Origin of the sequence: Nonomuraea sp. NPDC050310, assembly GCF_040655795.1 — a bacterium.
In the GTDB taxonomy this organism is placed as follows: domain Bacteria; phylum Actinomycetota; class Actinomycetes; order Streptosporangiales; family Streptosporangiaceae; genus Nonomuraea.
Genome location: NZ_JBFAKP010000011.1, coordinates 143,494 through 163,578, shown reverse-complemented (window position 1 = coordinate 163,578; position 20,085 = coordinate 143,494). Strand labels below are relative to the sequence as shown.

General features: G+C 72.2%; 17 protein-coding genes. 12 read left to right on the top strand and 5 right to left on the bottom strand.

What is annotated here, in order from left to right:
* Positions 1-40 precede the first annotated feature (40 nt).
* Positions 41-718, top strand: coding sequence for an AMP-binding protein (locus AB0I67_RS25030; RefSeq protein ID WP_357927783.1), 678 nt, complete (start codon positions 41-43; stop codon positions 716-718).
* A gap of 71 nt (positions 719-789) precedes the next feature.
* Positions 790-1,542 carry an alpha/beta fold hydrolase gene (locus AB0I67_RS25025; RefSeq protein WP_357927781.1) on the top strand — a complete coding sequence of 251 codons (753 nt, stop codon included), beginning with the start codon at positions 790-792 and terminating at the stop codon, positions 1,540-1,542.
* A 204-nt stretch (positions 1,543-1,746) separates the two neighbouring features.
* Here AB0I67_RS25025 and AB0I67_RS25020 read toward each other — a convergent pair whose 3' ends face one another.
* On the bottom strand, positions 1,747-3,180 hold the full coding sequence (locus AB0I67_RS25020) for an aldehyde dehydrogenase (protein ID WP_357927779.1): 1,434 nt from the start codon (positions 3,178-3,180) through the stop codon (positions 1,747-1,749).
* Positions 3,181-3,386: 206 nt separating this feature from the next.
* Here AB0I67_RS25020 and AB0I67_RS25015 point away from each other — a divergent pair, with 206 nt between their 5' ends.
* Together AB0I67_RS25015 and AB0I67_RS25010 are read left to right on the top strand one after the other, a co-directional pair.
* The gene (locus tag AB0I67_RS25015) at positions 3,387-4,277 is read left to right on the top strand and encodes a hypothetical protein (protein ID WP_357927778.1); all 891 of its coding nucleotides are present in this window, start codon (positions 3,387-3,389) and stop codon (positions 4,275-4,277) included.
* Positions 4,278-4,317: 40 nt separating this feature from the next.
* Complete coding sequence (locus tag AB0I67_RS25010; protein WP_357927776.1) at positions 4,318-4,944, top strand: TetR family transcriptional regulator; 627 nt, start codon at positions 4,318-4,320, stop codon at positions 4,942-4,944.
* A gap of 104 nt (positions 4,945-5,048) precedes the next feature.
* On the opposite strand, the gene AB0I67_RS25005 is transcribed toward AB0I67_RS25010, so the two are convergent.
* Positions 5,049-5,948, bottom strand: coding sequence for an aldo/keto reductase (locus AB0I67_RS25005; protein ID WP_357927774.1), 900 nt, complete (start codon positions 5,946-5,948; stop codon positions 5,049-5,051).
* A 77-nt stretch (positions 5,949-6,025) separates the two neighbouring features.
* Between AB0I67_RS25005 and AB0I67_RS25000 the strand changes: the two genes are divergently transcribed.
* From AB0I67_RS25000 to AB0I67_RS24985, 4 genes are all read left to right on the top strand, one after another.
* A complete protein-coding gene (locus AB0I67_RS25000) occupies positions 6,026-6,385 on the top strand; it encodes a MerR family transcriptional regulator (RefSeq protein ID WP_357927772.1) in 360 nt (119 codons plus the stop codon).
* 102 nt (positions 6,386-6,487) lie between these two features.
* Complete coding sequence (locus AB0I67_RS24995) at positions 6,488-7,879, top strand: penicillin-binding protein 2 (RefSeq protein WP_357927914.1); 1,392 nt, start codon at positions 6,488-6,490, stop codon at positions 7,877-7,879.
* A 93-nt stretch (positions 7,880-7,972) separates the two neighbouring features.
* The gene (locus AB0I67_RS24990) at positions 7,973-9,322 is read left to right on the top strand and encodes a HAMP domain-containing sensor histidine kinase (protein ID WP_357927770.1); all 1,350 of its coding nucleotides are present in this window, start codon (positions 7,973-7,975) and stop codon (positions 9,320-9,322) included.
* Between the two features lie 222 nt (positions 9,323-9,544).
* The gene (locus AB0I67_RS24985) at positions 9,545-10,873 is read left to right on the top strand and encodes a threonine/serine exporter family protein (protein WP_357927768.1); all 1,329 of its coding nucleotides are present in this window, start codon (positions 9,545-9,547) and stop codon (positions 10,871-10,873) included.
* Between the two features lie 199 nt (positions 10,874-11,072).
* On the opposite strand, the gene AB0I67_RS24980 is transcribed toward AB0I67_RS24985, so the two are convergent.
* Complete coding sequence (locus AB0I67_RS24980) at positions 11,073-12,962, bottom strand: ABC transporter ATP-binding protein (protein ID WP_357927766.1); 1,890 nt, start codon at positions 12,960-12,962, stop codon at positions 11,073-11,075.
* 759 nt (positions 12,963-13,721) lie between these two features.
* Here AB0I67_RS24980 and AB0I67_RS24975 point away from each other — a divergent pair.
* Genes AB0I67_RS24975 through AB0I67_RS24965 form a run of 3 tightly spaced genes read left to right on the top strand, consistent with a single transcriptional unit; the run spans position 13,722 to position 16,781 of the window.
* Positions 13,722-15,020 carry an ABC transporter substrate-binding protein gene (locus tag AB0I67_RS24975; protein WP_357927765.1) on the top strand — a complete coding sequence of 433 codons (1,299 nt, stop codon included), beginning with the start codon at positions 13,722-13,724 and terminating at the stop codon, positions 15,018-15,020.
* 43 nt (positions 15,021-15,063) lie between these two features.
* Positions 15,064-15,957 carry a sugar ABC transporter permease gene (locus AB0I67_RS24970; protein ID WP_357927763.1) on the top strand — a complete coding sequence of 298 codons (894 nt, stop codon included), beginning with the start codon at positions 15,064-15,066 and terminating at the stop codon, positions 15,955-15,957.
* On the top strand, positions 15,954-16,781 hold the full coding sequence (locus tag AB0I67_RS24965) for a carbohydrate ABC transporter permease (protein ID WP_357927761.1): 828 nt from the start codon (positions 15,954-15,956) through the stop codon (positions 16,779-16,781). The genes AB0I67_RS24970 and AB0I67_RS24965 overlap by 4 nt, the downstream gene beginning before the upstream one ends.
* Here the strand turns inward: AB0I67_RS24965 and AB0I67_RS24960 are convergent.
* Positions 16,756-17,739, bottom strand: a complete 984-nt coding sequence (locus AB0I67_RS24960; protein ID WP_357927759.1) for a DUF5937 family protein — start codon at positions 17,737-17,739, stop codon at positions 16,756-16,758. The genes AB0I67_RS24965 and AB0I67_RS24960 overlap by 26 nt on opposite strands.
* A 107-nt stretch (positions 17,740-17,846) precedes the next feature.
* Between AB0I67_RS24960 and AB0I67_RS24955 the strand changes: the two genes are divergently transcribed.
* Positions 17,847-19,067, top strand: coding sequence for an MFS transporter (locus AB0I67_RS24955; RefSeq protein WP_357927757.1), 1,221 nt, complete (start codon positions 17,847-17,849; stop codon positions 19,065-19,067).
* On the opposite strand, the gene AB0I67_RS24950 is transcribed toward AB0I67_RS24955, so the two are convergent.
* Positions 19,039-20,013 carry a LacI family DNA-binding transcriptional regulator gene (locus AB0I67_RS24950; protein ID WP_357927755.1) on the bottom strand — a complete coding sequence of 325 codons (975 nt, stop codon included), beginning with the start codon at positions 20,011-20,013 and terminating at the stop codon, positions 19,039-19,041. The genes AB0I67_RS24955 and AB0I67_RS24950 overlap by 29 nt on opposite strands.
* Positions 20,014-20,085 lie beyond the last annotated feature (72 nt).

Here is a 20,085-nt window from a genome sequence, read left to right as displayed (position 1 = left end):
GCGCATGTGTCCCCCCGTCCCCTCTGCTTACAGTGGCGCCATGACCTGGACAGAGCTAGTACTGAGCGCGGCTCCCGCGCGGGGCGAGCGCCCCGCGGTGACCGAGATCAGGACCGGCGAGGCGTTGACCTACGCCGCCCTGTCCCGCCGGATCACGCTGATCGCCGGCGGGTTGCGCCGCCGCGGGCTGCGCCCCGGCCACCGGATCCTCATCGACCTGCCGCCCGGCCTGAACCTGCTGGTCGGCACGCACGCCGCCGCCTGGGCGGGCGGCGTGGTCTGCTTCGCCGACCCGGGCGGCGAGGCGACGATGGCGATCGACGACCCCGGGGCACTGAACGCCCTGGCCGCCGGCGGAGAGGCCCTGGAGTTCGGCCCCATCGCCGGCCCCGCCATGATCCTCGGCGGCCAGGTGCTCACCCAGGCGGACCTCACCGACGACCTGCGCCGGCTGTCCAAGGCCGGGCTGATCCGGCCCGGCGACGTGCTCCTGGCCTCGCTGACCGACCGGCTGCGGTCGTTGCGCCTGCTGGACCTCGCGCTGCTCAACGGCGCGCACATCGTGCTCGCGCACGAGCCCACCGTGCTGGGCCTGCGGGTGCTGGCCGCCGAGCACGGCGCCGGCGTCGTCGCGGTCCCGGCCGACCTGGCCCGCCGGCTGGCCGGCCAGACCGAGCTGCGCGTCCTGGAGGACTCGGCCTTCGCGCGGCGCGCGTGACCCACCCGGTGACCCACCCGGTGACCAGGGCGGTGCCCGGTCTGCGCGGAGGCTGGACCTACCCTTTTGCCATGCCTCTCGCCACCAACTACCCCGCGATGCTCGTGACCAAGGACGGGGTCCGGCTCGACGCCGTGCACACCCCCGGCCCCTCGCAGGAGATCGGCATCGTGCTCGCGCACGGCTTCACGGGCTCGTGGCGCTGCAAGGACACCCGCCGCATCGCGCACGTCCTGTCGCTGACCGGCGGCGTGATCGCCTTCGACTTCCGCGGCCACGGCCGCTCGACCGGCCTCAGCACCGTGGGCGACCTGGAGATCCTCGACGTGGAGGCGGCGGTACGGCACGCCCGCGGGCTGGGCTACCGGCGCATCGCGCTGGTCGGCTTCTCGATGGGCGCGGCGGTCGCGGTCCGGCACGCGGGCCTGATCGGCGGGGTGGACGCGGTGGTCGCGGTCAGCGCCCCGGCCCGCTGGTACTACCGGGGCACCCGCCCGATGCGCACCGTGCACTGGGCGATCGAGCGCCGCTTCGGCCGCTGGGCGGCCCGGCTGGGCAAGCGCACCCGGATCGCCCGCGGGCCGTGGAACCCGGTCCCGATGCCGCCGCACGAGGCCGTCTCGCTGATCGCGCCCACGCCGCTGCTGGTCGTGCACGGGGACGCGGACACCTTCTTCCCGCTGGAGCACGCGCACCAGCTCTTCGGGAACGCCCGGGAGCCGAAGGAGCTCTGGGTGGAACCGGGGTACGGCCATGCCGAATCGGCCGCCAGACCCGATCTGGTCCGCCGGATCGGAAAGTGGATCGGTTCGAACCTTTCCTGAGTAAACATCGTCTACTTAGGGCGGATGGAAGATACCCCCAGGGAGAGGTCTCGTTGGGGCAAGCCCTCCCATCAGGGGCGGGCATGCGAGATACTTCCCGTGTTCGGGTGGTCGCCCAGCGTCGCGGGGGCGCGCTGGGCCCATCTGGCTCCGGTACGGCATGCCGTACCGGAGCCTCGGCTTTTCCGGGCCGAGCCGCCCGGGTTACCCGAGCCTGGAGATGGTCTTGTACTCCAGGTAGCTGCTGAGCCCCTCGGGCCCGAGCTCGCGGCCGAGCCCGCTGGCCTTGTAGCCGCCGAAGGGCGCGTTGGCCTCCAGCATGAAGCAGTTGACGCCGTAGGTGCCGGTGCGCACCTGGCGGGCGATGTCCATGCCGTGGTCGGCGTCGCTGGTCCAGACGGTGCCGGCCAGGCCGTAGTCGCTGTCGTTGGCGATGCGCACGGCGTCGGCCTCGTCCTCGTAGGGGATGACCGCGAGGACGGGCCCGAAGATCTCCTCGCGGGCGATGCGCATGTCGTTGTGCACGCCGGCGAAGAGGGTCGGGGCGACGTACCAGCCGCGGTCGTAGGGGCGCTCCAGGCCGCCCACGACGACCTTGGCGCCCTCCTCCATGCCGATGCGGATGTAGCTCTCGACCCGCTCCTGCTGGCGCTTGGCGACCATCGGGCCGATGCCGGTGGCCGGGTCGGCGGGGTCGCCGACGGGCTGGCCGGCGATCATCGCGGCGACCGCCTCGACGACCTCGTCGTAGCGGCTGCGCGAGGCCAGGATGCGGGTCTGCGCGACGCAGGCCTGGCCGTTGTTCATCAGGCTGGCGATGGCGAGCATGCCCATGCTGGCGCCGAGGTCGGCGTCGTCGAGGATGATCGCCGCGGACTTGCCGCCGAGTTCGAGGCTGACCCGCTTGAGCTGCTCGCCGCAGATGGCGGCGATGCGGCGGCCGGCGGCGGTGGAGCCGGTGAAGGCGACCTTGTCCACGCCGGGGTGGCCGACCAGGTGCTCGCCGGTCTCGCGGCCGGCCGGGACGATGTTGAGCACGCCGGCCGGGATGCCCGCCTCCTGGACCATCTCGGCCAGCAGGTAGGCGTCCAGCGGGGTCTCCGGCGCGGGCTTGAGCACGATCGTGCAGCCGGCCAGCAGCGCGGGGGCGACCTTGGTCATGGTCACGAACTGCGGGACGTTCCACGGCACGATGGCGGCGACCACGCCGACCGGCTCGCGCCGCACGGTGGTGGGGCCGAACAGGCCGGGACGCTGCTCCTCCTGCTCGAACGTCCTGCCGTACTCGGCGTAGAACTGCAGCATGCCCAGCGGCTGCGGGGCCTGGGCGAGCTGGGAGAAGGTGATGGGGGAGCCCATCTCCTCGGTGATCAGGGCGGCCATCTCGCCCTGGCGGGCGGCGTAGATCTCGGCCAGGCGGGCGATCTTCTCGGCGCGTTCGGCGAAGCTCAGGCGCGGCCAGGGGCCGTGGTCGAAGGCGTGCCGGGCGGCGGCGACGGCCCGTTCCACGTCCTCGGGGGTGCCGTCCGGTACGCTGCCGACGACCTCCTCGGTGTGCGGGGAGACGACCTCGATGGTGCCGGTCCCCGCTGGCGCCACCCATTCGCCCCCGATGAACAGCTTGTCGTGCTGGCGCATGTCGTGAGCCTCTTCCTGCTCGTGGCTTATGTCCCGATCAAACCGAACCATGTTCTGGGGCCCTCGACAAGGCGCAATCCTGTTTTGGCGTAACCTTCACGAACTGGTAGATAGTTCGCCAATGGTGCGTGACTTACCTCGTTCCGGTGGCAGGCATCAAGATCATCTTCTATAGTTTCGCCCGTCGCTTGAGGGGAGGACGAGCGTTGAGAACCGGCCGTCTCGCCGTGTCAGCCGTCGCCCTGCTCGGCCTGCTCCTCACCCAGAGCGCTCCCGCCGAGGCCGATCCCGACCAGGCCAAACTCCGTCGCCTCAACCAGCAGGCCACCGCGCTGACCAAGCAGTACCGCGGCGAGATCCAGAGCCTCGAAGAGGCGAAGATCCAGGTCAAGAAGGCCAACGCGCGGGCCGCCGCGCTGACCAGGCAACTCGCCTCGGCGCAGGGCGACGTCACGCTCATCGCGCAGAGCAACTACATCAACGGCCCGATCGACTCCACCAAGCTGCTCAACTACGGCGGCGACCCGCACAGCGCCCTGGGCCTGGCCGCGAGCATGTCCTACCTGGCCAACGAGCGCGCCGGCCGGCTGGCCAGGCTCCGCGAGCTGATCGCGGAGGCCAAGAAGGCCAAGGCCGCCGCCTCGGCGAAGATCGGCGATCTCGAAAAAGAGATCAAGGCCATGCAGAACAAGCGCCGCGACATCGAACGGCTGCTGGCCAAGTACGGCTTCCAGCAGACCATCGGCACCGGCGGCCTCACCCCGCGCATGACCGCGGTGAAGGACGCCGTGCTCTCGCAGTTCCTGGTGCCCAGCACCGGCTGCTTCCGCGCGGGCGACCCCGGCGAGCACGGCAAGGGCCGGGCCTGCGACTTCATGATGACCACGGGCGGCCAGATGGCCACCGGCGACGCCGAGCGGCGCGGCGACGAGCTCGCCCAGTGGCTGATCAACAACGGCTCGCGCCTCGGGGTCATGTACATCATCTGGAAGCAGCGCTACTACGACATCCGCGGCGGCGGAGGCTGGGACCCCATGTCCGACCGCGGCGGCGTGACCGCCAACCACTGGGACCACGTGCACGTCTCGGTCTTCTAGCGGCGCCCTCTACCCTCCGGTAATGAGCCAGGATGGGAGCATGACGAGTACCCTCCGCCGCCGTCCCGCCCAGCGTCGCAGCGTGGAGCGGGTCGAGCGGATGCTCGACGAATGCGCGGCGTTGCTGGAGGAGGTCGGCTACGACGCGCTGACCACCAAGGAGGTAGCGCGCCGCGCCGAGGTCCCGATCGGCACCTTCTACCAGTTCTTCCCCGACAAACGCGGGCTCGTGCGGGCGCTGGCGCTGCGCAACCTCGACGCCTTCCTCGCCCGCGTCTCCGAGCGCATCGCCGTCCGGGAGCCCGACCACTGGACCGACTTCGTCGACCTGGCGATCGACGAGTTCGTCGAGATGAAGCGGACCACCCCCGGGTTCGCGGTGGTCGACTTCGGCGAGGTGTTGCCGACGCCCGGCGGGCCTGCCGTACCGGGGACCAACCACATGCTGGACGCGGCGCTGGAGAACAACGCCGTGGTCGCCGACCGGCTCCGGGTGCTGCTCGACGCGCCGCCCGGGACGAGCGTCGACCGGGCGGTCCTGGTCGCGGTGGAGGCCACCGACGCGGTGCTCAAGCTGGCGTTCCGGGCGCATCCGCAGGGCGATCCCGACCTGATCGCCGAGTGCAAGCTGCTGGCCAGGCGGTACCTCGCCGTCCACCTGCGCTGAACGGGGTTCGAGGCCGAGCGCGCGTTTCAAGCGGAACGGGCGTCTCGGCCAGGGTTGACGTGCGGGTCAGGCCGGCTCGTCCAGGCGGGCCAGCGACGTGCGGGTCAGGCCGGCTCGTCCAGGCGTGCCAGCAGGGCCTCCGGCAGGGTGAGCCGGGTCGCGGCCATGGCCTCGTCGAGCTGCTCGGGCTTGGTGACCCCGACGATCGGCACGATGCCCTGAGCGCCGAGCCAGGCCAGCACGACCTGGTTGACCGTGGCGTCCACCTCGGCGGCGACCTCGGCCAGCACCTTGAGCCTGGCCGTGGTGCCGGGGTGCTCGTAGACCTCGGGCAGGGGCTTGTCGCGGTAGGCGCCGCTCAGCAGCGTGCTGTAGGCCCACAGCGTCAGCCCCGCGTCCCGGACGAAGTCGAGCGTCTCGTCCGAGACCTGCCGGTGGCCGGCCTCCGGCAGGGCCGCGCCGGGGCGTGGGCGCAGGTAGCTGTGCCGCAGCTGCACGTGCGAGTAGGGCAGCCAGCCGCGGGCGGTGGCCAGGGCGCGGGCGCGCTCGACCCGCCAGGCCGGGTGGTTGCTCGCGCCGAGCCTGACCGCCCTGCCCTGCCGGTGGAGGGCGTCGAGCGCCTCCAGCGTCTCCTCCAGCGGCACCGAGCGGTCCTCCACGTGCGCCCAGTAGAGGTCGACGTGGTCGGTGCGCAGCCGGCGCAGGCTGCCCTCGATCGCCGCGGCCAGCACGGGGGCCGACAGACCCTCCCACGCGCCGGAGGCGTCCGGGCGGGCGCCGGCCTTGGTGGAGAGAAACACCTGGTCGCGGTTGCCGCGGGCGGCGAGCCAGGCCCCGACGGTCTGCTCGCTCTCGTCGCCGGTGCGGCCGTCGATCCAGTACGCGTAGTTGTTGGCCGTGTCGATCAGGGTGCCGCCGGCGGCCACGAAGCGGTCGAGAAGGGCGAAGGAGTCGCGCTCGCCGACGGTGGAGCCGAACGAGAGCGCGCCGAGTGCGATCTGCATGGGTCATGACGATGCGTCCTGGAGTGCACTCCAGGTCAAGTCATCCGAAAACCGGTGATACCTGGCAAGCTGGCGGGGTGACTGTGTACACACCGTCCGAGGTGGCCGAGGAGACCGGCTTCACCCTCGACACGCTGCGCTACTACGAGAAGATCGGCCTGCTCGAGCCGGTCGGCCGGAACGCCGCCGGTCAGCGCCGGTTCACCCAGCACGACCTCGACTGGCTGGGCACCATCCGCTGCCTGCGCGACACCGGGATGCCGATCGCGGAGATGTTGCGCTTCGCCGAGCTCGTCCGGTCCGGCGACCACACCTTCGCCGACCGCATCGCGCTGCTGGAGGAGCACGACCGGCGGGTGGAGGCCCAGGTCGCGACCCTGCGGTCCCGCCAGGACTACATCCAGCGCAAGATTTCCTACTACCGCAGCGCGCTCTAGCCGGAACTTGGTGTTCGGGCTGTTACACCAGGTGGTATGGCCGGACCCAGGGCGAAACGCATCAATATCCCACTGAGGCGGGTTGCCCTGGTCGGGGCGGTGATGCTCTTCCTGCTGCTGGCCAACCTCACCTGGCTGCAGGCCTTCCGCGCCGACCCCCTCAACGCCGACGCCCGCAACCGCCGCACCCAGCTCGCCCGCTTCGACCACCCGCGCGGAGACATCCTCACTTTCGACGGTACGGCTGTCGCCCGCAGCGTGCGGTCGAGCACCAGCATGCACGCCTACAAGCGCACCTATCCGGACGGCGAGCGGTACGCGGCGATCACCGGGTACGTCAGCCTGTTCGGCTCGGCCGGGCTCGAACGCCTCGAAGGGCCGGTGCTGTCCGGCGACGACCCGCGGGTGCGGGTGCGTTCCCTGATGCGCGAGGGCGGCCGGCGCGGCGCGGACGTGCGGCTGACCGTGGACTCCCGCGTCCAGCGAGCGGCCTACGACGCGCTGCGGGCCACCGGCCGCCCGGGAGCCGCGGTCGCGATCGACCCGGCCACCGGGGCGATCCTGGCGCTCGCCTCCTACCCGTCCTACGACCCCAACCGCTACGCCACCTTCGACGTCGCGAAGCTGACGGCCACCGACCGGGGGCTGCGCGCCGATCCCGGGCAGCCGCTCCTTAACCGCGCCACCAGCCAGACCTACCCGCCGGGCTCCACCTTCAAGGTGGTCACGGCCGCCGCCGCGCTGGCCTCGGGGGAGTACACCCCGGCCACCCGGGTCGAGGCGCCGCGCCGGCTGCTCCTGCCGGCCAGCTCCGTCCAGCTCCCTAACGCCGGCGGCCAGCCGTGCGGCGACGGGCAACCGCCGCTGGCCTACGCCTTCCAGGTCTCCTGCAACACCGCCTTCGCCCGGATCGGCCTGCAGCTCGGCCAGGACGTCCTGCGGGACCAGGCCGAGGCGTTCGGCTTCAACGCCACCGACCTGACCGTGCCGCTGGCGGTCGCCGAGAGCGTCTTCCCCGCCCGGCTCGACCACGCCCAGACCGCCATGGCCGCGATCGGCCAGCACGACGACCGGGCCACGCCGCTGCTGATCGCCATGTTCTCGGCCGCGGTGGCCAACAACGGCGTGCTGATGCGGCCGCACCTGGTGGAGGAGATCAGGATGTCGGACCGCACGGTGATCGGGCGGGCCGAGCCGGTGGAGTACCGGACCGTGCTCGACGTGCAGACCGCCCGGGCGCTGACCGCGATGATGGTCACCGTCGCCCAGCCCGGCGGCACCGGGTCGGGGGCGGCTCTGCCCGGGATCGCGGTGGCGGCCAAGACCGGGACCGCGGAGAACGTGCCCGGCGCGCCGGACCACGCGGTGTTCACCGCCTTCGCGCCGGCCGAGGCGCCGGTGGTCGCGGTGGGCGTGGTCGTGGAGAACGGCGGAGCCGGGGGAGACGTCGCGGCGCCGGTCGCGAGGGCCGTGCTCCAGGCGGCGCTGGGGTAAAGGATCGTTCAAGGCTTGTCGGGGCTCGACGTGAAATGAACGTCACGTCGTGTTGAGAGGGACGGACAGTCCGTCATCGGAAGGCAACGAAACGTGAGGAACCGGCTGCATCGCACGCGGATGCGCATGTTGTACTCCGTCCGAGGCCGGGCGACCGTCATCGCCGTCGGCGTCGCGGCGGTCGTGCTCTCGCTCTGCGGGATCCTCGCGGTGCTGCTGATCCGGTCCTTCCTGGAGGCCGACACCGTGGACCGGGCGGCACGCTCGGCGCGCGAGGTGAGTTACACCGCGGTCCGGGCCGGCGCCGGGAACCAGTTGCTCTCCCCGCCGGGCGGCACCAACCTGGTGCAGATCGTCGGGCCAAGAGGCGAGGTGCTCGCCTCCAGCAGCGCTCTCCACGGCCGGCCGGCGCTCACCACGGCGCGGCCGGTGGCGCCCGACATCCGAATCGACCAGCGGGTCTGCCCGCCGTACCTGAAGGACTGCGTACGGGTCGCCGGCTTCCGCATCCCGGGCCAGGAGAGCATCGCGCTGGCCGCCGTGATCGAGCCGCGGGCGCTGGGCGGGCTCGGGCTGCCGATCGTGGTCGGCTGGGTGATGGTGCCGCTGCTGGTGCTGATCGGCGCGGGCACCTGGTGGACGATCGGGCTGACCTTCGCCCCGGTGGAGGAGATCCGCCGCGAGCTGTCCCACATCACCACCAACCAGCTCGACCTGCGCGTGCCGGTCCCCGAGACCGGCGGCGAGGTGCAGCGGCTGGCCGAGACGATCAACGCCGGGCTGGAGCGGCTGGAGACCGCCACCGCGCGCGAACGCCGGTTCATCTCCGACGCCTCGCACGACCTGCGCAACCCGATCGCCGGCCTGCGCACCACCCTGGAGATCGCGCTCGACGACCCCGAGCCCCGGCCGCTCATCGACGCCGCCCTGCGGCACACCGACCGGCTCAACGACATCGTCGTCGACCTGCTCGAACTCGCCCGCCTCGACGCCCGCGCCCCCGCGCCGCTGTCCCGCGTCGAGCTCGACGACCTGGTGCGGGCCGAGACCGGGTTCCGCAGCTACCGGGTGCCGCTCACCCTCGAACTCGAGCCCGGCGTCGAGGTCACGGCCAACCGGCTGCGGCTCAGCCGGGTGCTGAACAACCTGCTGGCCAACGCCGAACGGCATGCCGCCGGGCAGGTCATGGTCACCGTACGGCGGGACGGCTCGGAGGCCGTGCTGGAGGTGCGGGACGACGGCGGCGGCATCCCGGAGGCCGATCGTGAGCGGGTCTTCGAGCGTTTCGCCCGGCTCGACGAGAGCCGCGCCCGCGACCCGCACGGGACGGGGCTGGGGCTGCCCATCGCCCGGGAGATCGCCACCATGTACGGCGGGACCCTCACCGCCGAGCCCAACCCGCGGGGTGCCCGGCTGGTGCTCCGGCTGCCGCTGGCGGCCTGAAGTTTTGCCGGGTGCCGTCACCGCCCCGGTCTTCCCGTGAGCCACCCCCGGGAACCCTCCGCCAGAGCCGGGACACAGGAACGCCTGAGCCGGAGTCGAGCTTGAGGAGCCCTCACCCGGAGCCGGGCGTGGGAGCCCACAGCCGAGCCGGGGCTCTTCGGCTCGGGTCCCGGAACCTTGGGCTCGGGCTGAGCCGGGGTGGGCCGAGGATGGAGCGGTGGCGTGATCGGGCGGGACGGTTTCGGCAGGATCTGGCCTCGCGGCGGGCACCGCTGGAGCCCCTACACCCCCTCGCCCCTGACCGGCGACGGCATCGTCGACCCCGACGAAGCCCCCGCCATGCTGCGGTTCGTCCTCCACCTGGGCGAACAGCTCTTCCGCTCCGGCGCCGAGACCGGCACCGTCGAGGCCGCCGTGCTCGCCGCCACCCGCCACCTCGGGATGGGCCACCTCCAGATCGACTTCGCCGCCCGCTCCATCCACCTGCAGTACTCGCCCCCCGGCGAACGCCCCATGGTCATGCTCAGGACCATCACCACCGACGGCGCCCGCGACCTGCACCGGCTGAGCCGGCTGCACCGCGTCGTGGGCCGCCTGCTGGCCGGCGAGCTCGACCTCAAGGGGGCCTCCGCCGAGGTCGACCGCATCGCCGGAGCCGGTGCGGGCCGCCCCTGGTGGGTGGACGTCGCGGGCGGCGCCGTCCTGGCCGCCATGATCTGCCTCCAGGCCGGCGGCACCCAGGGCGGTGCGGTGCTGGCGGCGCTGCTGCTCGTGCTGGTCAACCGGGTCGGCCGGCTCTTCGGCCGCGTCGGCATCCCGGCCTTCTACACCACCGCCGCCCAGGCCGCCCTCACCGTCGGCGCGGGCGCTGTGGCCTTCGCCGCCGGCCTCAGCGGGCAGGCCGTCGCGGGCATGCTCGCCGCGAACCTGGTGCTGCTCCTGCCCATCCTGTCGGTCGTCTCGCTGGCCGAGGACGCCATCATGGGCTTCCCGCAGATCGCCGCCGGGCGGGCGATCACCGTGACCATGCTGGTGGGCGGCATCATCGCCGGTACCGCGATCACCGGGTCGCTGGTGCTCGACCGGTCCGGCTTCGAGCTCGCCGCCTACGGGGTCAGCTTCGCCGCCCTGCCCTTCGGGCTGAGCCTGCTGTCGTCGGCGGTGGGCGCGGCGGGGAACACGCTGTTCAACGGGGGCAGTGTGCGGCTGGTGCCGCTGGGGGTCGCGGCCGGGCTGCTGGCGGGGCTGGTCAACCAGCTCATGCTCGCCCTCCTGCACAGCCCGCCGCTGGCCGCGCTCGCCGCCGCCACCGTCCTCGGTGCCTGGGCCGCCGTCGTGGGGACCTGTTTCGGCGTGCCTTCGGCCGCCACCACCCTTCCCGGCGTCACCGGCGCCCTCCTGCCCGGACCGACCGTCTACGCCAGCCTCGTCCAGTACGCCAAGGGGTCCGCCGCCGCGCCGGGACTCCTCCTCTCCGCCCTCGCCACCACGGCCGCCATCGGCGTCGGCGTCGTCCTCGGCACCCTCCTCGCCACCCGCCCGTCCAAGTGAGAGGCAGGCCCGCGAAGGCCGGGACAGAGAGTCGGGGAGCCCGCGACGGGCCGAGAGGGCCCGGAAACACCAAGAGGTGCGGTAGCGAAGCTCGCAGCAGAGACGGGAACGATGGCCGGGGCACCGGAAGGAGAGCAGGCTGAAACGGAAGGCCGGGGGCGGGCCAGACCGGGAACCCGGGGTCGAGAGGTGGAAAGGGTCAGCGGTAGGCGTCGGCCTGGAGGTTGTAGAGCTCGGCGTAGAGGCCGGCCAGACCGATGAGGTGGCTGTGGGTGCCCTCCTCGACGACCTTGCCGTGGTCGAGCACGTAGATCCGGTCGGCGTAGCGGACGCTGGCCAGCCGGTGGGTGATGAGCAGGACGGTACGGCCGTCGGCGTGGGAGCGGATGCGCTCGAAGAGGGCGTGTTCGGCGCGGGCGTCGAGGGCGGCGGTGGGCTCGTCGCAGATGAGGAGCGGAGCGTCCCGGTGGAACCCGCGGGCGACGGCGATCCGCTGCCACTGCCCGCCGGACAGCTCCTGCCCGTCCTTGAAGCGGCGGTCGAGCAGGGTGCGGTAGCCGTGGGGCAGGTCGGCGACGACCTCGTCGGCCCCGGCGACGCGGGCGGCGGAGTCGAGGGCGGCGTCGCCCTTGTCGGTGCCCATGGTGATGTTGTAGCGCGCGGTGAGTGGCCAGCGGGTGTGGTCCTGGGCGATGACCGCGATGTGCGCGCGTAACGCCTCGGGGTCGACGGTGCGCAGGTCGGTGTCGTCCCAGCGGACGACGCCGCCGTCGGGTTCGTAGAGCCCGGAGAGGATCTTGGCCAGGGTGGTCTTGCCCGAGCCGTTCTCGCCGACGAAGGCGATGACCTCGCCACGGCCGATCTCGACCGAGACGCCGCGCAGGGCGGGGGAGTCGCCGCCGGGGTAGGTGAAGGAGATGTCCTCGGCGGTGATCCGGTGGAAGGCCGCCGGCGCGGGGACGGGACGGGCGGCGGGGATCCGGCGTTCGGCGTCGGCGCAGAAGTCGAGGAAGTCGGTGAAGTAGAGGCCCTCCTCGTAGAGCCGGTTGGTGGCGTACATGAGGTTGCTCAGCGACATCGACCCCTGCCGGATGGTGAGGACGGCCGTGCCGGCGACCGCCAGCGGGATGGCGGCGAGCGCGAGCAGGATGCCGAGGGCGAGGTAGACCAGGCCGGTGCCGAGCCCGCCGAGGGCCTCGCCGACGAGCCGGGCGACGGTCTGGCGGCGGGCCAGGCGCAGCAGGACCTCCTGCTCGGCCCGGGCGACCGCGTCGTACATCCGCTGCAGGAAGCCGCGCATGGTGAAGGCCCGCACCTCGGCGGCGGGGTCACGGTCGGCGAGCAGCTCGGCGATGATCCACTTGCGCCGGATGACCGGGACGAGGGAGTAGGTGGTGGTGTAGCGCATCTTGGCCGCGCGCACGGTCGCCCAGGCGTCGGGGAGGACGGCCAGCAGCAACAGCGGCAGCAGCACCGGGTGCAGGACCGCCAGCACGCCGGCCACGGCCGCCAGGCCGACCACGGCGGTGACCAGGTCGATGGCGGTGGCGACCACCACGTCGGCCATGCTCACCCCGCGCATGCGGGCGCGCTGCAGGGCGTCGTGGAAGTCGGGGTCGTCGAAGCTGACCAGCTCGACCCGGCTGGTCAGGCCGTACAGGCGTTCCTCGGTGAGCCGGCTGATCTGCGGGTCGAGCCGCGCCTGGGCCCAGCCGGCGGCGGCCTGCGTGGTGGTGCGCAGGGCGGCGGCCGCGGCGACCACGGCCAGGCTGGGCAGGGCCGCGCGCAGCCGGTCGGGTGTGGGGCCGTCGCGGAAGAGCGCCTCCAGGACGCCGGTGGTGGCCAGCAGGCCGAAGGCGGTGAAGACGCCGCCGAGCAGGTTGAGCGCGACGGTGGCCACGGTGTCGCGCGGGCTGGCCCGCCAGGCCAGCTCGGTGGCCTGGCGGATGAGGGTGGGCAGGCGCCGGGCGATGGTGAGGAACCGCACCGAGGCCATCCGGTCGCTGTGCGCGTGCCAGTCGGACACGGCGATCTCGCCGAGTTCGAGGGGGTCTTCGCTTGTCGCCGAGGGGGGTGGGTGGTCGGCCATGGGTCCAGTGTGCGATGCCGCACCGACACTTTCCGGGGGCGTGTGCATACCTGTCGCCCGCCGGCTACATGGGTGCGGATACCCCGGTGAATGGTGAGAACAGCTCATGTGCGGCGGTGGCCGGGCGGCCTACCGTCAAGGGTGCGATCGGCCGCGCGCCCGTCATCGGCTTCAGCCTCCCGTGCCCCGGGCGAGCTCGTGCGGGGCGGGCGGCGGCCCGATCCGCGGACGTCGCGCGTCACTGCCGGCCCGGCCTCCTCGGAGGGGTGGGGGTCTCGGCCGGCGACGTGCGACAGCGGGTCCGAGTCGCGCAGGGCTCGGACCCGCACACCTGCCGCCCGCCCGTCCAGGGGTTCCGGTACGGCTCGCCCGGCCGCTCCGGTGGAGGGGGCCACGAGGGGGGACGCGCCCGGGCAGGAGGGATCCGGCACGCGGACCCTCTGGCCGGGCGGGCGGCATAGGACACCGGCACCGACCTCGGCTCTGCGCACGCGGCGACCCGGGCCCGGCCGACGAGGCGGTCGCCACGGCGTTGTGCATGCTTCGCCGTACGGTGCATAGGAGCGGTGAACATCACGATTCGGCGGGCTCCCTTGCCCCCTCCACCGGGACGGCTACAGTCGAGAGAGCGTTCTCCCGAGGTTGCGGACCTGTTACCGGGACCACCTTGACGCCAGAGACCGCGAAGTGGGTTGATTGCCCTACTGACAACGTTGTCACCTGATGAACCGCTCGGGGTTGCGAAAGGGACGGTGTGCGATGCGACGACGGTGGTTAGCGACCATCGCCATGGCCGGCATGATGAGCCTGGCCGCCTGCGGAGGTGGCGGGACGGCTCCCGCCGGCACCCAGGCCACGGGTGGCGCCGGCGGGGACGCCAAGAAGCAGGTGGAGGTCTTCTCCTGGTGGACCGGGCCCGGCGAGGCCGACGGCCTGAAGGCCATGAAGGAGATCTTCGAGAAGCAGAACAGCGGCTTCACCTTCTTCGACGCCGCCGTCGCCGGCGGTTCCGGCGACAAGGCCAAGGCGCTGCTGAAGACGAAGCTGGACGGCAACCAGCCGCCGGACACCTTCCAGGGCCACGCCGGCGCCGAGCTGCAGGGCTACATCAAGGACGGCAAGCTCGAGGACCTCAACGCCCTCTACGACGAGCTCAAGCTCAAGGACGTCTTCCCGGCCGACCTGGTGAACCAGATCAGCGTGGACGGCAAGATCTACTCCGTGCCGGTGAACATCCACCGCTCCAACGTGCTGTGGTTCAACCCGACCGTCCTGAAGGACGCGGGCGTGGCCGGCCCGCCGAAGAGCATCGAGGAGTTCATCGCCGCGCTGGAGAAGGTGAAGGCCAAGGGCAAGATCCCGCTCTCGGTCGGCTCCGAGTGGACCGTCGCCCACCTGCTCGAGAACGTCATGCTCGGCTCGATGGGCACCGACGCCTACAACGCGCTGTTCAAGCCGGGCGCCGACTGGGCCTCGCCCGAGGTGACCAAGGCGCTGGAGAGCTTCAAGACGATCATGTCCTACGCGGGTGACCCGCAGGACGACTGGCAGCCCGCCGCCAAGCAGGTCGCCGACGGCGAGGCCGCCTTCAACATCATGGGCGACTGGGCCTACGGCTACTTCCACAACCCGCCGGACGGCGGCCTCGGCAAGACCTCGAAGACCGACTTCGACTGGGCGCCCGCGCCCGGCACCGAGGGCACCTACCTGTGGTTGTCGGACAGCTTCACCCTGCCCAAGGGCGCCAAGAACCGCGAGGGCGCGCTGGCGTGGCTGAAGGTGGCCGCCAGCAAGGAGGGCCAGGACGCCTTCAACCCGAAGAAGGGCTCCATCCCCGCCCGCAAGGACGCCGACACCGCGCTCTACACCGACTACCTGGCCGACGCGCTGAAGGACTGGAGCAGCAACAAGCTGGCCGGCTCCATCCAGCACGGCGTCGCGGTCAGCCAGCCGCACCTGGCGGCGATCGGTGAGGCCGTCGGCCTGTTCCTCGGCACCAAGGACGTCGGGGCGCTGCAGTCGGCGCTCGCCGACGCGGCCAAGGCCAACCTGCAGTAGGTCTACCGCGGGGGGCGCCGCCCGCGCCCCCCGCCGGAAAGGGATGCACATCGTGAGGCGGGCACGCACGTGGTTGCCCGGGCTGCTCCTCGTCACGCCGTCCATCGTGGCGATCGGCGTCTTCGTGTACGGCATGCTGGGCTGGAACTTCCGGCTGGCGATGACCGACCGGCACACGAGCCGCCAGCCGGAGGAGCAGTTCGTCGGGCTGGACAACTTCATCAGCCTCTGGGACCAGCCCAGATGGCACCTGTCGGTCAAGCACGCGATCCTCTTCACGATCGTCTTCGTGCTCGGCGCGCTGATCCTCGGCTGGTTCCTGGCCTTCCTGATGGAGAAGGGCATCAGGGGCGAGGGCGCCTTCCGCACCATCTACCTCTTCCCCATGGCCATCTCCTTCGTCGCCACCGGCATCGTGTGGCGCTGGCTGATGAACTCCGGGCAGGACGAGCGCGCGGTCGGGCTCAACCGGCTGTTCGACGCGATCGGGCTGCCACAGTGGGCGTGGTTCCGTGACCCCGACTGGGGCATGGCGGCGATGGCCATCCCCGCGGTCTGGCAGATGTCCGGCTATGTCATGGCGCTGTTCCTGGCCGGCTTCCGGGGCGTCCCCGAGGAACTGCGTGAGGCGGCGCGCGTGGACGGCTGCACCGAGTGGGGCGTCTACCGCCACGTGGTGCTGCCGCTGCTCCGGCCGGTCACGCTCTCCGCGCTGATCATCCTCGGGCACATCTCGCTCAAGGTCTTCGACCTGATCATGGCGGTGTCCGGCAAGCAGATCATCACCGACGTGCCCGCGGTCTTCATGTGGGTGACCGTCTTTGACTCCGACGACCCGGCCAAGGGCGCGACCATCGCCGCCTACATCGTCCTGGCCGTCGCGATCTTCGTCATCCCCTACCTGATCTGGTCGGTCCGCAAGGAGAAGCGCTCGTGAAAGCCGTACGCTTCGGGCTGCTCCTGGCCTTCGTCCTGATCATCCTGATCCCGGTCTACGTGTTGCTGGTCACCAGCTTCAAGCCGCTCACCGAGGCCGATCCGTCGCAGGCCTGGAACCTGCCGCGCACCTGGACCTTCGACGCCTGGGCGGTGGCGTGGGAGAAGTTGCGCCCGGGCATCGTCAACAGCTTCCTGCTGGCCGTGCCCGGCTCGCTGCTGGCCTGCGCGCTCGGCTCCATGAACGGCTACGTGCTGTCGAAGTGGCGCTTCCCGGGCGCGGACGTGCTGTTCACGCTGTTCCTGTTCGGGATGTTCATCCCCTACCAGGGGGTGATGATCCCGCTGGTCCAGCTCCTGATCAAGATGGACGAGGTCACCGGGCTCAACGGCGTCTTCTACGGCGGCCTGCCCGGCCTGGTCCTCGCGCACGTCGTCTACGGCATCCCGATCTGCACGCTGATCTTCCGCAACTACTACGTCACCATCCCCGGCGAGCTCATCGAGGCCTCGCGGGTGGACGGCGCGGGCATGTTGCGCACCTACTGGTCGGTCGTCCTGCCCGTCTCAGGGCCGGCCATCGCGGTGGTGATCATCTGGCAGTTCACCTCGCTGTGGAACGACTTCCTGTTCGCGGTCTTCCTGGCCAGCCCGCAGAACTGGCCGACCACGGTGATGCTCAACAACATCGCCGGGGCGCAGGCCACGCCGTACAGCCAGCAGATGGCCGCGGCGATCCTCAGCTCCATCCCGACGATGCTGATCTACGTCTTCCTCGGCCGCTTCTTCATGCGCGGCCTCATGGCCGGAGCGTTGAAGGGTTGATCAGCGCCTTCCCCAGGGGAGTGCGCGAGTAGTGCACGTGCCGCCCGGCCCGGGCCCCGGTGACCGCACCGGCCCGGCGCAGGGCGGCCAGGTGCTCGCCGACCGTGCCGGGGCTCTGCCCGAGCAGCGCCGCGAGCTGGGTCGTCGTGGCCGGTCCCGACAGCTCGGCCAGGATCCTGGCGCGGCTGCGCCCGATCAGCCCGGCCAGGTCGCGGTGCTCCCGGCTGGCCGCCGCCACCCCGCGCGCCGGGTAGATCAGCGCGTACGGCCAGGCCTCCGCCAGGTAGGCGCCCACCTTGGGACCGAAGACGCTGGGCAGCAGGAGCAGCCCCCGCCCGCCGAGGCTGATCTCGCCCTCGCTGTGCATGTCCACCTCGATGTGCCCGCTGCTGATCCAGCGCACGTGCTCGCTGAGGTCCTCGAGCGCCTCGGCCCAGCCGTAGGCGGCCAGCCGCCCGGCGCGGTGCGCGATGTCGCGCTGCAGGACGGCGTGGAAGCGCGGCCACCCCGGTGAGACGATCTCGGTCCAGAGCGCCTGCATGCCCTCCGCCAGCAGTTCGACGATGTCGGCCCCGAACAGCAGCCGCCGGGTCGGCTCGTCCACCGGCGGTCGCAGCGCCAGCGCCTGCCGGATCTCGGCGTGCGCCTGCTCCAGCGGCACCGCGCGCATCTTCGCCAGTTCGGTCTCGAACGGCACGTCCACGCCGGTGGGCGGGGGCGCGAGGAAGTCCACGTTGGCCACCCCCTTCGCGCCGATGATGGCCGCCATGACCTGCAGGCCGTGGTGCCGGGCCCGTAGCCGCCGGTACGGCTCGCGCCATCGCTCGGCCCAGTCGGTCAGCAGCGGGGCGGGTTGCCGGCCGTCCAGGACGAGCTGGGCGTGCATGGTCTCGACCAGCGGCGAGATGGCGAAGCGGCTGGTCACCAGGTCCTGCGGGGTCAGCTCCAGGCGATACACCTTTCGGTTATATCCGAATAAGTGTTGTCGAGCGGCTCCCGGCTTCATCCTCGAATCGGCGGCCCGACCTCCCTCCGGGCCGCCTCCGAAGCGAGAGAGAGTGCTCCTTGGCAACGTCCACCCCCGCCCGTGGCGCGACCTTCGGCGAGGTCTTCGCCGTGCGGGAGTTCCGCGTCCTGTTCGGCAGCTTCGCCCTGCTCGTCGCCGGCGACTCGGTGAAGATGCTGGCCCTGTCGGTGCTGGTCTTCGACCGCACCAACTCGCCGGGCCTGGCCGCGACCGCCTACATGGCCGGCTGGCTGCCGTTCGTCTTCGGCGGGCTGTTCCTGCTGTCGCTGGCCGACCGGGTCTCGCCCCGGCTGCTGATGATCCTCGGCGAGTTCGTCCGGATGGCGGTCTGCCTGGTGATCGCCCTGACCGGGGCGCCGATCTGGGTGATGCTCGGCCTGGTGCTGCTCAGCGGGCTGTTCACCCCGGTCTTCATGGCGGCCAGGAACGCGATGTTGCCCGAGGTGCTGCCGGGCGACGCCTTCGTGCTGGGCCGGTCGGTGTTCGGCGTCACCGCGGCGGGGGCGCAGATCGTCGGCATGGCCGTGGGCGGCGGCTTCATCGCGACGGTGGGGCCGGAGCCGGCCCTGCTGGTCACGGCGGGGATGAGCGCGGTGGCGGCGGTGGTGTTGCGGGCCGGCCTGCCGTACCGCGAGGCCAGGGGAGGCGCGGGCGGCACCTGGCGGGTCAACCGGCGGCTGTTCGCCGACCGGCGGGTGCGGCGGCTGCTGCTGGCGCAGTGGACGCCGGTCATGTTCCTGGCCGGGGCGGAGGCGATGCTCGTGCCCTACCTGGGGAGCCGGGCGGGCCTGGTGCTCGGCTTCGCGGCCGGCGGGATGGCGGTCGGCGAGTTCCTGGTGGGCCGTTTCGCCACGCCCGCGCTGCGCGAGCGGCTGGTCCGGCCGCTGGCGGTGGCGATGGGGGTGCCCTGGCTGTTCTTCCTGCTCGAGCCCGGCACGGCGGTGGCCGCGGCCTGCGCGGCGCTGTCGGCGGGCTGCCTCGGGTACACCCTCGGGTTGCAGCGGCCCTTCCTGGACGCGGTGCCCGAGCGGGTGCGCGGGCAGGCGTTCGGGCTGCAGAACACCGGGCTGATGACCGGCCAGGCGGTCGGCGCCGCGCTGGTCGGCGGGGCCGGTGAGCTGGTCAGCCCGCACCTGGCGATCGCCGCCGCGGGGGCGGTGGGCATCCTGGCCGCCCTGCTCACCGTGCGCGGCCTCTTCACCACCGACACCCCGGCCACCGACGCGGCGGTCAGCGGGCGACCGAACCCCGCGGGATGAGGCGGACCGGCAGCTCGACGTGCTCGGCCGGCCCGGTGTCGCCGCCGATCCGGCGGAACAGCAGCTCGGCGGCGACCCGGCCGAGCCCCACCGGATCCTGGGCGACCACGGTGACGCCGGGCGTGAGCAGGTCGGCCAGCTCGAAGTCGTCGAAGCCGACCAGCGGCATCCAGCGCCCGGCCAGCGCGCGCAGCACGGTCACGGTCAGCCGCCCGTTGCCGGTGAACAACGCGGTGGGCGGGTCCTCCAGCGCCAGCATGCTCTCCAGGTCGGCCCGCACCCCCTCCAGGACGGGCGCGCGCATGGAGACCAGGCGCCGGTCGAACAGCGGGCCGAGCGCCTCGCGGTATCCGCGCAGCCGCTCGGTGGCGGTGAAGATCGCCGGGCTGTCGCCCAGGAACGCGATGCGCCGGTGACCGTGCTGCCTGAGGTGCTCGACGGCGAGCGCCGCGCCGCCGGCGTTGTCGCACACCACGGTGTCCACCGCGACGCCGGGGCCGGGCGGCCGGTCGGCGAACACCGCCGGGGTGCCGGCGTCGAGCTCGGGCCGCAGGTAGGTGTGGTCGCCGCCGGCCGGGACGATGATCAGCCCGTCCACCCGGCGGCTGCAGAACTCGCGCACCAGGTCGCGCTCGCGCGCCGGGTCCTCCCCGGACGAGCCGCTGAGCAGCAGGCAGCCGTGGCGCAGCGCGGCGTCCTCGACCGCGCGGCTGAGCCCGGCGTAGAAGGGGTCGCCGACGTCCTCGATGACCAGGCCGATCGTCGCGGTCCTGCCCCGGCGCAACATCCGGGCGCCCTCGTTGCGGCTGTACCCGAGCCGTTCGATGGCCTCGCGCACCCGCCCGGCGGTGACCTCGTTCACGCCCGGCTCGCCGTTCACCACGCGCGAGACGGTCTTGAGCGCCACACCCGCCGCCCGGGCCACGTCCTTCATCGTCGGTCTCACGACAGGATCATAGACAACGTTGTCAACGCCGCCTACCCGGCCCGGTTTCAAGCACGTTACGGCGAATGGGAG